An 11,531-nucleotide genomic window follows, 5' to 3' on the forward strand; every position below is an offset into this window, starting at 1 on the left:
GCCGCCCAGGGCGTAGCCGTCGAAGCCGGTCTCGATAAGCCGCTCGGCGGACTCCTTGCGCAGGTGCTCGAAGGTTGAGCCCTGCTGGATGCCGAATAGGGCCTGGCGGTCACGCTCGCCGAAGGCGGCCTTGGAGCGCTGGCCCCAACGGGCCGACAGCAGCATGGCCTCCCGCGCCCGGTTCTCCTCGGCCGGCCAGGCGACGCACTCATCCAGCTGCATGACGATGTCGGAGCCCAGCAGATCGGCCTGGATTTCGATGGAGCGTTCCGGCGTGAGGATGTGCTTGGAGCCGTCGATGTGGCTCTGGAAGGCCACCGACTGTTCGGTGACCTTGGCGATCTTCGACAGGCTCATGACCTGGAAGCCGCCCGAGTCGGTGAGGATCGGTTTGTCCCAGCGCATGAAGTTGTGCAGGCCGCCAAGGCGGGCCACCCGCTCGGCGCCCGGCCGCAGCATCAGGTGGTAGGTGTTGCCCAGGATGATGTCGGCGCCGGTCGACGCCACCTGGTCGACGGTCAGCGCCTTGACGGTGGCCGCCGTACCCACCGGCATGAAGGCGGGCGTGCGGATGTCGCCGCGGGCGGTCTTCAACACCCCGGTGCGGGCCTTGCCCTCGTTGGCAGTGATCTCGAAGGGGAAGGCGCTCAAGGGTTCGCCCTCCAGAGCAGGCTCGCATCGCCGTAGGAATAGAACCGGTAGCCCGTGGCGATGGCGTGGGCGTAGGCGGCATGCATCGTGTCGTACCCGGCGAAGGCGCAGACCAGCATGAACAGGGTCGACCTGGGCAGGTGGAGATTGGTCATCAGGCCGTCCACGGCGCGGAAGCGGTAGCCCGGGGTGATGAAGATGGCGGTCTCGGCGGCGAAGGGGCGCACCACGCCATCCTCGCCGGTGGCGCTCTCCAGCAGGCGCAGGGAGGTGGTGCCCACGCAGACGATGCGGCCGCCGGCGGCGCGCGCGGCGTTGAGGCGGGTCGCGGTCTCCGCGCTCACCTCACCGTACTCGGCATGCATCCTGTGATCGGCGAGGTCGTCGGTCTTCACCGGCAGGAAGGTGCCGGCCCCGACGTGCAGGGTGACGAACTCGATGGCGACGCCCTTGGCCCGCAGGCGCGCCATCAGGTCGGGGGTGAAGTGCAGACCGGCCGTCGGCGCGGCCACCGAGCCATCGTCGCGGGCATAGACGGTCTGGTAGTCGGCGCGGTCCTGGGCGTCCTGGGCCCGCTTGGCGGCGATATAGGGCGGGAGGGGCATGGCGCCGCGCTCGGCGATGGCGGCGTCGAGGTCCGGGCCCATCAGGTCGAAGGACAGGGTCAGTTCGCCGCCCTCCCCCTTCTCGGTGATGGTGGCGTCGAGCTGGCCCAGCAGGCAGGCGCGATCCTGGATCTCTCCGAAGGCCACGCGGTCGCCCACCGCCAGACGCTTGCCGGGCCGCATGAAAGCGGTCCAGCGGCTGGGGGACAGGCGACGGTGCAGGGTCGCCTCGCAGGCCTGCAGGTTCTCGCCCCGGTACCGGGTGCCCTTCAGGCGGGCGTTGATCACCCGGGTGTCGTTGAGCACCAGGACGTCGCCGGCGCGGAGCTGGTCGGGCAGGTCCGAAACCGCGAGGTCCGCCAGCGGCGCGACCCGCAGCAGGCGGGCGGAATCCCGGGGGCTGACAGGCCGCAGGGCGATGTTGGCCTCGGGCAGGTTGAAGTCGAAGTCGGCAAGTTGCATGGCGAGGCGTGAAGGCCACGCGCGCCGTCACGCGTCAAGCGTCAGACCATGTTAGAGGCCGGCATGGGTCTGCTCCGAATCGTCATTTCCCGCCTGCTGGCCATGCTGATGTTCGGCGAGGGGCTGGTCTGCGCCGTCGCCGCCCTGGTGGCGCACGGGGGGCGCGTCTCGGCGCGAGCCGACATCCTGACCCATTTCGCGCCCTTCTGGCTGGCCGGCGCCCTGGTGGTGGTAGGCTACGCCCTGCTACTGGCGCCCAAGACCCTGAGGACCGTATTTCTGACGGTGGGCGGCGTAGGCGTGCTCGCGGCGGGCGGCCTGATCCTGCCCGAACTGACCCGGCCGATGAGCCCCCGCGCGCCGGCCAACGCGCCCGACCAGCTCAAGCTGGTCCAGTTCAATGTCTGGGGTCGCAACGCCGACCTCGCGGAAACCGCCCAGTGGATCGTGGATCAGGACGCCGACATCGTGGTGATCGAGGAGGCCTCGCCGGTGGTGCGAGACGCCATCCTGCGGCGGCGCGCCTATCACGTGGTGTGCGGCGAGTGCCAGGTGATGATCTTCAGCAAGCTCAAGCCGCTTGACAGCGGGGCGCCGGCATCTCCCGCGGGCCTGCCGCGCCCTCCCATTGCGCAGGCAACCTACCGCAACGCCGGGGGCCAATTCACCGTCCTGGGCATCCACTACACCTGGCCGACCCAGGGCTCGCTGCAGCAGCAGCAGGGGCGGCGCCTAGCCTGGGTGCTGGATCACTATCCGAAGGACGCGATGATCCTGGCCGGCGACTTCAACTCCACGCCATGGTCCTTCTCGCGGCGGCGGGAAGACCAGTTGTTTGGCCTGGAGCGCCGGACCAGGGCGCTGTTCTCCTGGCCGGCGGGAGAAGTATCGGATCGACGCATCAAGGTCCCCCTCCCTTTCCTGCCCATCGACCATGTCTATGCGGGCAAGCAATGGCGGACGGTCAGCGTCAAGCGCGGGCCAGCCCTGGAGTCTGACCATTTTCCGGTGATCGTCACCCTGGCGCGAACGCCCTAGAGGTTTCGGCGGGCCTTGGCCAGGGCGCGCTCGGCCTCGCGGCGGTCGATTTCATAGGCCTCGCTCGCCTCGGCCTCTCGGGCGTCCAAAGCCTCGCGCTCGGCCGCGATGGCGGCGGCGGTCTCACTCTGCGTGGCTTCGACCTGCGCCAGCCGCTGCTCGGCCTCCTCGACCTTGCGCAGCGCCGCCTTGGAGGAGCCCTTCGGCTTGACCACCTTGGGCAAGGCGGCTGGCAGGAGGTGGCTCTTGGCGGGACGGCGCAGCACCTCGCCCGGCTGCGCGAGCGCGGCCTTCATGAGCTCGGGATCGTCGGTCTCGTGGGCGGCGCCGCTGGCGAACAGATCCTGGTGGGCTTCCCACGCGGCCAGCGCCTTGGGGCGAGACGAGGCCGCCACCACATAGTCGGCCAGGCCGTCGGAGGTGACGAAGACCTTCAGCTTGGCGGCCATCCCGGAATCCTAGGCTAGGGAGGCGATCTCCCGGGCGATATTGGCCCGCGCCACGTCCTCGAAGAGGGCGCGGAACGCCGGGTCGGGGTAGATAACCGGCGCGTCCAGGAAGTGTTGCATCACCTTGGCCCGGCCGACGCGCCAGGCGTCCTCCGGAACATGGGCGTATTCCTCGCGGATCTGGCGGCAATAGGCGTCGTAGTCGAGGGGCGCGGCCGCCAGGATGGCAAGGTCGATGGAGACCAGAATCTCCCCCAGCCGGTCCTCTTCCTCCACCTGGTGACCGGCGGTGAGGCGGATCAGGCGGGCCACCTCCTCGCGGGCGTGCAGGGAGACGTCGAGGTCGCGGAGATCGCGCTTGGCCATCTCCGCGCTCCTGGCCTCGTTGTCCGAGGCGGTGGGGTCATAGACCGCGTCGTGCCACCAGATGGCGTAGGTCAGCACGTCGCGCTCGGAGTCCATCAGCTCGGGAACCTGATCGAGCAGCGCCAGGCACTGCTCGATGTGGGTCGCGGTATGATAGCGCCTGTGCGGTTCGGCATAGGCGGCTTCAAGCTCAGGCGTCACGCGTCGGCTGCGACCTTCATGGAGACGATCTTGCCGGGCGCGCGCGGCGGCTCGCCCTTGGGCAGGCCGTCCACCAGGTCCATGCCCTCGGTGACTTCGCCCAGACGGTGTACTGGCCGTCCAGGAACTTGGCGTCGTCGAAGCAGATGAAGAACTGGCTGTTGGCGGTGTTCGGCTGGTTGGTGCGGGCCATGGAGCAGACGCCGCGGATGTGCGGCTCCTTGGAGAACTCGGCGGTCAGGTTGGGCTTCTTCGAGCCGCCCGAACCGGTGCCGGTGGGGTCGCCGCCCTGGGCCATGAAGCCCGGGATCACGCGGTGGAAGACCACGCCGTCATAGAAGCCCTCGCGGGCCAGTTCCTTGATCCGCTCGACGTGGCCGGGCGCCAGGTCGGGGCGAAGCTTGATCGTCACCGGGCCGCTTTCCAGCGTCATGATCAGGGTATTTTCGGCGTCCATTACTTCACCTCTGAGGGAATTCGAATTGCGCAGGCCGTGAAATCGGCGCCCATGGCGCCGCGCACATTGGCGATCTCGGCCTTGAACCAGGGACCGGCCGGATCGATCACCCGAACCTTCGGGCGTTCGGCGGCCGGGATATCCGCCATCACGCGGACCTTCAACATCTTATCGGGATCCACCACCGGTTCGCCGACCTTGATGGCCCGCACCGCCTCAAGCCCGGAGATCACCCGGCCGAAGGCGGTGTAGCGCTTTTCCAGGGACGGATAGGCCTGGCGCATCAGGAAGAACTGGCTGTTGGCGCTGGCCTCGGCCTCGCCTCGGGCCATGCCGGCGACGCCCGGGCAATAGAGACCCCAGCCGGAGATCTTGCCGTCCCGGGTCATGGGCATGAGCATCGAGCTCTGGGTCATGACCGGCAGGGAGCCCACGAAGCCGATCTCGGCCACGGTCTGGTCGGCGACCTGGATGAAGGGGGTCTCGGGACCCCGGCGGAAGGTGAACTCGGCCTCCAGGTCAGGCTTGTCGGAATTGCCCTGGCCGGTGTCCTGGGGGTCACCGGTCTGGGCCATGAAGGCGTCGATCACCCGGAAGAACAGGCGGCCGTCATAGAGGCCCGTGCGGGTCAGCTCCTTGACCCGGACCACGTGGGCCGGCGCGACCTGGGGCGACAGCTCCACAAGGATGCGGCCCTTGGTGGTGTCGATGACCAGGATGTTGTCGGGATCGGGCGTGCGCCAGTCGGCGGCGGTCGGCGCGCCGGGCGCCGGGGGCGCGGCGGGGGAAGCCGGGGTCTTGGCCTTGGGTGCGGCGAGGGCGGAGCCGGCGATGGCCAGCACCGCAGTGGAGATCAGGAGGGAGCGGATCATGATCCCACTCCTAGCTGGGCGCGGCTGAGATCGCCACCCCGCGCGGGCAGGTTTGGGCGCCGCCTGCAGTGGTTCACCGGGGTTGGAGATAGTTCGGAAGCCGAACTAGTTCGCGCCGGCGGCCACCTTGGCCAGCAGGGCTTCACGGACGCCGGGGCTGACGAACTTGCTCACCTCGCCGCCGAGGATGGCGATTTCCTTGACCAGCTTGGAGGACACCGCCTGGTGGCGGGGGTCTGCCATCAGGAACACGGTCTCGATATCGCGGTCGAGCTGCTGGTTCATGGCGGTCATCTGGAATTCGTATTCGAAGTCGGCCACCGCGCGCAGGCCGCGGACAATGACGCTGGCCCCGACTTCCTTGGCGAAATGGATCAGCAGGCCCTCATAGGGCTGGACCACGATCTCGATGTCCTTGGGCAGGCCGGCGGCCAGTTCGCGCAGGATGGCCACGCGCTCTTCCAGGGTGAACAGCGGCCCCTTGCCGGCGTTGATCGCCACCCCGATCACCAGCTTGTCCACCAGCTTCACGGCGCGGCCGATGATGTCGGTATGGCCGTTGTGAATCGGGTCGAACGTCCCCGGATAGATCCCGACGCGGGTGGCCATTCGCCTGTATCCCCCAACCATTCTTGCCTTCGGCTTTGGCCGGGCAGGCGGTTGAAGGCAAGCCCTAAGTTTCGTCCGGCCCCGCTTGAGCCTCGACTTCCGGCTCGTCGCCCTCCCCGCCGCCCTGGTCAGCCAGGCGTTCGACAGAGACGACGTGCTCGTCCTGGGCGGTGCGGAAGATGGTGACGCCTGAGGTGTTGCGGCTGATGACGCGGACCTGGCCCACCGGCGTGCGGATCAGCTGGCCCTGGTCGGTGACCAGCAGGATCTCGTCGAACTCCTCCACCGGGAAGGAGGCGGCCAGACGTCCGCCCTTGCCCTTCTTGGTGAGGTCCTGGGCCAGCAGGCCCTGGCCGCCCCGGCCGGTGCGGCGGAACTCGTAGGCCGAGGTCCGCTTGCCGTAGCCCTCGGTGGAGACGGTGAGGATGAACTCCTCGGCCGCGCCCAGGGCCGCGATGCGGTCCGGAGACAGGGCCTCGTCGCCGGCCTCTTCCTCGTCGTCGGGCGCCGCGACATCCTCGATGTCCTCGCCCTCGCCGCTGATGGCGCGGCGCATGGCGTTGGCGTGCTTCACATAGGCGGCGCGTTCGGCGGGCGTGGCGGTGACCGAGCGCAGCACGGCCATGGAGATGACGCTGTCGCCCTCGGCCAGGCGGATGCCGCGCACGCCGGTGGATTCGCGGCCGGCGAAGACCCGGACCTCCTCGGTGGCGAAGCGGATGCAGCGGCCCAGCGCGGTGGTGAGCAGGATATCGTTGGCCTGGGCGTTGCAGACGCCGACGCCGATGATCTGGTCGCCCTCGTCCAGCTTCATGGCGATCTTGCCGTTGCGCTTGATGCCGATGAAGTCCGACAGCTTGTTGCGCCGCACGCCGCCGGAGCGGGTGGAGAACATGACGTCGTACTGATCCCAGGTCGCCACGTCCTCGGGCAGGGGCAGGATCGAGGTGATGCTCTCGCCCGGCTCGATGGGCAGCAGGTTCACGAAGGCCTTGCCGCGCGAGGTGGGCGTCCCCACCGGCAGGCGCCAGACCTTGAGCTGGTAGACCTTGCCGCCCGAGGAGAAGAACAGCATCGGGGTGTGGGTGTTGGCCGAGAAGACGCGGGTCACCGCATCCTCGTCCTTGGTGGACATGCCCGAGCGGCCCTTGCCGCCGCGATGCTGGGTCCGGTAGGTCACCAGCGGGGTGCGCTTCACATAGCCGCCGTGGGTCACGGTGATGACCATGTCCTCACGCGCGATCAGGTCCTCGTCCTCGACGTCGGCGTCGCCGTCGACGATCTCGGTGCGGCGCGGCACGGCGAAGGCGGCGCGAACCTCCACCAGCTCCTGGCGGACCACGGCCATGATGTTGTCGCGCGACGACAGCAGGGACAGATGGCCCTGGATGGCGCCGGCCAGGCTCTCAGCCTCGCCGAAAATCTCGTCACGGCCCAGGCCGGTGAGACGCGACAGGGTCAGGGCCAGAATGGCGCGGGCCTGTTCCTCGGTCAGGCGGATCAGGCCGCCCTCCACCAGCACCGTGCGCGGGTCGGCGATCAGGTCCACCAGGGGCATCATGTCGCCCGTGGGCCAGCCCTTGGCGACGATGCGCTCGCGGGCCTCGGCCGGGTCCTTGGACGAGCGGATGATGTGGATGAACTCGTCGATATTGGCCACGGCGATGGCCAAACCCACCAAGACGTGGCCGCGGTCGCGGGCCTTGGAGAGCTCGAACTTCTCACGGCGGACGACGACTTCCTCGCGGAAGTCGATGAAGGCCACGATCATCTCGCGCAGGCCCATCTGCTGCGGACGGCCGCGGTTCAGGGCCAGCATGTTCACGCCGAAGGAGCTCTGCAGCGGGGTGAAGCGGTAGAGCTGGTTCAGCACCACGTCGGCCGAGGCGTCACGCTTCAGCTCGACGACGACGCGCATGCCCTGGCGATCGCTCTCGTCGCGCAGGTCGGCGATGCCCTCGATGCGCTTTTCGCGCACCAGTTCGGCGATCCGCTCCACCAGGCCGGCCTTGTTCACCTGATAGGGGATGGCGGTGATGATGATGGCTTCGCGGTCCTTGCGGACCTCTTCGATGGCCGCCTTGCCGCGCATGATCACCGAGCCGCGGCCGGTCATCAGGGCGGTGCGGGCGCCGGTGCGGCCGATGATCTCGCCGCCGGTGGGGAAGTCGGGGCCTGGAACGATGTCCAGCAGCGCGTCCAGCCCAATCTCGGGATTGTCCACATAGGCCAGGCAGGCGTCGACGATCTCACCCAGGTTGTGGGGCGGGATGTTGGTGGCCATGCCGACGGCGATACCGCCGCCGCCGTTGACCAGCAGGTTGGGGATGCGCGACGGCAGGACGGTGGGCTCGTGCTCTGAGCCGTCATAGTTGTCCTTGAAGTCGACGGTGTCCTTGTCCAGGTCAGCCAGGATGGACATGGCCGCCTTGGTCAGGCGGCACTCGGTGTAGCGCATGGCCGCCGGAGGATCGTTATCCACCGAGCCGAAGTTGCCCTGACCGTCGATCAGCAGCTGGCTCATGGAGAACGGCTGGGCCAGGCGGACCAGGGTGTCATAGATCGCGAGGTCGCCGTGCGGGTGATACTTGCCCATCACGTCACCGACAACGCGGGCCGATTTCACATAGGAGCGGTCGGGCGTGTGCCCCTGCTCGCTCATGGAGAACAGGATGCGGCGGTGCACCGGTTTCAGGCCGTCGCGCACATCGGGCAGCGCGCGGCTGACGATGACGCTCATGGCGTAGTCGAGGTAGGACTTCTTAAGTTCGTCTTCGATGGCGATAGGGGCGATGCCCCCGCGCCGGCCGTCGTCCGGGGGGATGGTGCTGTCGTCGCTCAAGGGGAATTTTTCGCCGTTGGAATCGGACTGGAAATCAGAGTTCAGTTGTTAACATCCCAGGACCCCCGTGGCCAACCTTCGTGAGCCTGGGAAACGCCTATGGAGACAGTATGAAATTCGCCCTCCCCGGCCTGATCATCAGCCTGGCCGCGACGGCCGCCATCGCGGCAGCCGCGCCCGCCAACCTTCGGATCGATCTCAAGAATTCCACCGGCGGCTCCGCCGGGACCCTGACCCTGACCGAGGCCCCCAACGGGGTGATGCTGAAGGTTGAGGCCAAGGGCCTGACGCCGGGCTGGCACGGCCTGCACTTCCACGAGAAGGGCGACTGCTCGGCGGCCGGATTCACGTCGGCCGGGGCCCATGTGCACGGCCAAGCCACCGTGGTTCACGGCCTTTTGAACCCTGACGGCAACGAGGCCGGCGACCTGCCCAACCTCTATGTCGGCGCCGATGGAACCGGGACCGCCGAACTGTTCTCCGGCTACACCTCGCTCAGCGGCAAGGGAACCCGGCCAGCCCTGATGGACGCCGACGGCTCGGCCCTGGTGATCCACGCCGGCGCCGACGACCACACCACCCAGCCGATCGGCGGCGCCGGCGCCCGCGTGGCCTGTGGAGCTATTCCCAAGGGGTAGGCCACCCCTCGCGGGAGCCTGCGCTGGGAGATGCTCCCCCTCTGGGGGAGCTGGCGCGAAGCGCCTGAGGGGGACTTTGACTCTTGCTTTAGAGGAGAAGAGGTCAACGACGTTGATCCCCCTCCGGCACGGACCAAGGGTCCGCGCCACCTCCCCCACATCGGCCTGCGGCCTGGGGGAGGATCTTGGCTCTGCAGCCCACCGGCCTTGCAAGGCCGCGCTCGCGGCGGCAACCTGCGGCATGTCCATCGTCGTGGGCGCATTGGCGCCGCGGTTCGTCTGCGCGACGACCACAAATCCCCGCTACACCTCCGCGGCCTTCGGCGGCCGCTACGTGCTGCTGGCCTTCCTTCCCACCGACCCGGAAGGCCGGCGTGCGGCGCTGGGCCTGATAGGCGCGCATCGGGCCCTGTTCGACGATGTGAAGCTCTCGGCCTATGGGGTGCTGCGCGACGAGACCGCGATCGGCATGGCCCGCGACCAGACCGGATTGCGCTGGTTCCTGGACCGCGACGGCGCGGTGAGCAGGCTGTTCGAGGCGCTGACGCCGGAGGGTGAGGCCCGGCCCCGCTGGGTGCTGCTCGATCCGGCCGAATGCGTGCTGGCCACCGCCGACATCGACAAGGCCGAGGAGTTCTTCGCCCTGATCGGCGCCCTGCCCGCGCCGCAGGACCATGCGGGGGCGCCCCTGCACGCCCCGGTGCTGATCGCCCCGCGCATCTTTGATCGCGACCTCTGCCGACGTCTGATCGCCTATTACGAAGCCGACGGCGGCTCGCCGTCGGGGGTGATGCGCGAAATCGACGGCAGGACCGTGGGTGTGCTGGACGACTACAAGAAGCGCCGCGACACCATGATCACCGACCCGGGCCTGGCCCAGGAAACCCGCGAGGCCCTCTCGACCCGCCTGCTGCCGCAGATCCGCAAGGCCTTCCAGTTCCGGGTCGGCTTCATCGAGCGCTACATGGTGGCCTGTTATGACGCGGAGGACGGCGGCTATTTCAGACCGCACCGCGACGACACCACGCGGGGCACCGCTCACCGGCGGTTCGCCTGCTCGATCAACCTGAACGCCGAGGACTTCGAGGGCGGCGACCTGACCTTCGCCGAGTTCGGCCCCAAGACCTATCGCCCGCCCACCGGCGGGGCCGTGGTGTTCTCCTGCTCCCTGCTGCACGAGGCGACCGCGGTGACCAAGGGCAAGCGCTACGCCTTCCTGCCGTTCTTCTACGACGCCGCGGCCGCCGCGATCCGCGAGGCCAACCTGGGCACCTTCGACAGCGCCGAGGCCGAGGCTTAACGCGCCTCCAGCTCCTGTTTGAGACGCGCCAGCCGGGTAAACCTAGCTCAGGCCCTCCAGGCGGATCGCGTCCAGTTTGGCGGCGTTCAGCACTCCGGCCCGGTGGAGGGCGAGGTATTCCTCCGACAGGCTGGAGCCGAAGATCAGCACGTCGTCGGTGTTGATGGTGACCTTTACACCCGCGTCCACCAGCGCGCGGATCGGGTGGTCCTCCATTCGGGCCACGCGGCCGAGCTTGAGGTTGGAGGTGGGGCAGATGTGCAGGCGCACGCCGGCGTCGGCCAGGGCGCGCATCACCTGGGGGGAGTCCGCCGCGGCGATGCCGTGCTGAACCTCGTCCAACTCCAGCACCTCGACGGCGCGCCAGACATCGTCGGCGGTCCCCCACTCCCCCACATGGGCCTTGAGCTTGAGGCCGGCGGCCTTGGCGCGGCGGTAGAGGGGGGCGAAGACCTCGATGGGCTGGGCGAACTCGTCGCCCGAAAGATCCAGGGTGCGGAAGACCCCCAAGTCCAGCATCGGTGTCATCCAGAACTCTAACGCCCGAAACGGGCAATGGCGCGAAAAGGCCATCTGCGGGATCCACTCCACGTCCGGCGCACCGGCGGCGTGCGCGGCCAGCAGCATCTCCCAGGCCGGCTGGGCCTGGTTGTCGTGATGGGTGATCTCCCAGACGTCGGCGCCCACCTCGACGCGGGCGACGCCGTCCCGCGCCGCCTGGACGAAGGTCGCCTCGAAGGCCAACGCCCTGCCCTCCGCACCCTGGAACAGCGCGGCCAGATGCTCGCCGGTCCAGGCGTGCATGTCGTCCATGGAAACCAGCACGCGATCAACGGGGGCGATGTCGCGCCCGGTCCGCTCGCGCAGGAAGGCGCGGTTGCCGCTGCCGATGGCGTGCAGATGCAGATCGGCCTTGGGACAGGCGCGGATTCCCGCGAGGTCGCCGGCTTCAAGGGCGGTCTGGAAGGCGGACATTGGGGCTCTCGCCAACGAAAAACGGCCGGCCCCCGGGGAACCGACCGCTCTCTTATAGTTCGAAGC

The 11,531-nt window shown here is 68.6% G+C and carries 11 protein-coding genes and 1 pseudogene; 3 read left to right on the forward strand and 9 right to left on the reverse strand.

Translation table 11 applies throughout. The annotated features are described in order from the left end of the window. Both RMO97_RS08405 and queA read right to left on the reverse strand, forming a co-directional pair. Window positions 1-651: tRNA guanosine(34) transglycosylase Tgt (locus RMO97_RS08405; protein ID WP_310540297.1), on the reverse strand; the 651-nt coding region annotated here is incomplete at its 3' end. Then, the gene (gene queA, locus RMO97_RS08410) at window positions 648-1,718 is read right to left on the reverse strand and encodes a tRNA preQ1(34) S-adenosylmethionine ribosyltransferase-isomerase QueA (RefSeq protein WP_310540298.1); all 1,071 of its coding nucleotides are present in this window, start codon (window positions 1,716-1,718) and stop codon (window positions 648-650) included. The genes queA and RMO97_RS08405, both read right to left, overlap by 4 nt. 63 nt (window positions 1,719-1,781) lie before the next feature. On the opposite strand from queA, the gene RMO97_RS08415 reads away from it, so the two are divergent. Then, window positions 1,782-2,756 carry an endonuclease/exonuclease/phosphatase family protein gene (locus RMO97_RS08415; protein WP_310540300.1) on the forward strand — a complete coding sequence of 325 codons (975 nt, stop codon included), beginning with the start codon at window positions 1,782-1,784 and terminating at the stop codon, window positions 2,754-2,756. Here RMO97_RS08415 and RMO97_RS08420 read toward each other — a convergent pair. The 6 genes and pseudogenes from RMO97_RS08420 to gyrA all read right to left on the reverse strand — a co-directional run bounded on the left by RMO97_RS08420 (window position 2,753) and on the right by gyrA (window position 8,552). Further along, window positions 2,753-3,205, reverse strand: coding sequence for a hypothetical protein (locus RMO97_RS08420; protein ID WP_310540301.1), 453 nt, complete (start codon window positions 3,203-3,205; stop codon window positions 2,753-2,755). The two genes, RMO97_RS08415 and RMO97_RS08420, sit on opposite strands and share 4 nt — an antisense overlap. 9 nt (window positions 3,206-3,214) lie before the next feature. After that, window positions 3,215-3,772, reverse strand: coding sequence for a phosphohydrolase (locus RMO97_RS08425; protein ID WP_310540302.1), 558 nt, complete (start codon window positions 3,770-3,772; stop codon window positions 3,215-3,217). Then, window positions 3,769-4,229 (reverse strand): annotated as a pseudogene (locus RMO97_RS08430) (peptidylprolyl isomerase). The gene RMO97_RS08425 and the pseudogene RMO97_RS08430 overlap by 4 nt, the downstream one beginning before the upstream one ends. After that, a complete protein-coding gene (locus tag RMO97_RS08435) occupies window positions 4,229-5,101 on the reverse strand; it encodes a peptidylprolyl isomerase (RefSeq protein ID WP_310540303.1) in 873 nt (290 codons plus the stop codon). Before RMO97_RS08435 ends, RMO97_RS08430 begins: the two are co-directional and overlap by 1 nt. A gap of 105 nt (window positions 5,102-5,206) precedes the next feature. Then, entirely contained in the window at window positions 5,207-5,710 is a 504-nt protein-coding gene (gene coaD, locus RMO97_RS08440) for a pantetheine-phosphate adenylyltransferase (RefSeq protein ID WP_310540304.1), read from the reverse strand. 64 nt (window positions 5,711-5,774) lie between these two features. Further along, entirely contained in the window at window positions 5,775-8,552 is a 2,778-nt protein-coding gene (gyrA, locus tag RMO97_RS08445) for a DNA gyrase subunit A (protein WP_310540305.1), read from the reverse strand. 110 nt (window positions 8,553-8,662) lie between these two features. Here gyrA and RMO97_RS08450 point away from each other — a divergent pair, with 110 nt between their 5' ends. Together RMO97_RS08450 and RMO97_RS08455 are read left to right on the forward strand one after the other, a co-directional pair. Continuing rightward, window positions 8,663-9,190 (forward strand): superoxide dismutase family protein, encoded by a 528-nt coding sequence (locus RMO97_RS08450; protein WP_310540306.1) that lies wholly within the window; start codon window positions 8,663-8,665, stop codon window positions 9,188-9,190. A gap of 241 nt (window positions 9,191-9,431) precedes the next feature. Then, window positions 9,432-10,490, forward strand: coding sequence for a 2OG-Fe(II) oxygenase (locus tag RMO97_RS08455; RefSeq protein WP_310540307.1), 1,059 nt, complete (start codon window positions 9,432-9,434; stop codon window positions 10,488-10,490). A 42-nt stretch (window positions 10,491-10,532) separates the two neighbouring features. On the opposite strand, the gene RMO97_RS08460 is transcribed toward RMO97_RS08455, so the two are convergent. Next, window positions 10,533-11,465, reverse strand: a complete 933-nt coding sequence (locus RMO97_RS08460; RefSeq protein WP_310540308.1) for a hypothetical protein — start codon at window positions 11,463-11,465, stop codon at window positions 10,533-10,535. Between the last annotated feature and the right edge of the window lie 66 nt (window positions 11,466-11,531).

This window comes from Phenylobacterium sp., assembly GCF_031425575.1.
Classification (GTDB): Bacteria; Pseudomonadota; Alphaproteobacteria; order Caulobacterales; family Caulobacteraceae; genus Phenylobacterium.

Coding starts and splice junctions, on each gene's coding strand:
- queA (WP_310540298.1), bottom strand. CDS start 1,718: ATGCAACTTGCCGACTTCGACTTCAACCTGCCCGAGGCCAACATCGCC.
- RMO97_RS08415 (WP_310540300.1), top strand. CDS start 1,782: ATGGGTCTGCTCCGAATCGTCATTTCCCGCCTGCTGGCCATGCTGATG.
- RMO97_RS08420 (WP_310540301.1), bottom strand. CDS start 3,205: ATGGCCGCCAAGCTGAAGGTCTTCGTCACCTCCGACGGCCTGGCCGAC.
- RMO97_RS08435 (WP_310540303.1), bottom strand. CDS start 5,101: ATGATCCGCTCCCTCCTGATCTCCACTGCGGTGCTGGCCATCGCCGGC.
- coaD (WP_310540304.1), bottom strand. CDS start 5,710: ATGGCCACCCGCGTCGGGATCTATCCGGGGACGTTCGACCCGATTCAC.
- RMO97_RS08450 (WP_310540306.1), top strand. CDS start 8,663: ATGAAATTCGCCCTCCCCGGCCTGATCATCAGCCTGGCCGCGACGGCC.
- RMO97_RS08455 (WP_310540307.1), top strand. CDS start 9,432: ATGTCCATCGTCGTGGGCGCATTGGCGCCGCGGTTCGTCTGCGCGACG.
- RMO97_RS08460 (WP_310540308.1), bottom strand. CDS start 11,465: ATGTCCGCCTTCCAGACCGCCCTTGAAGCCGGCGACCTCGCGGGAATC.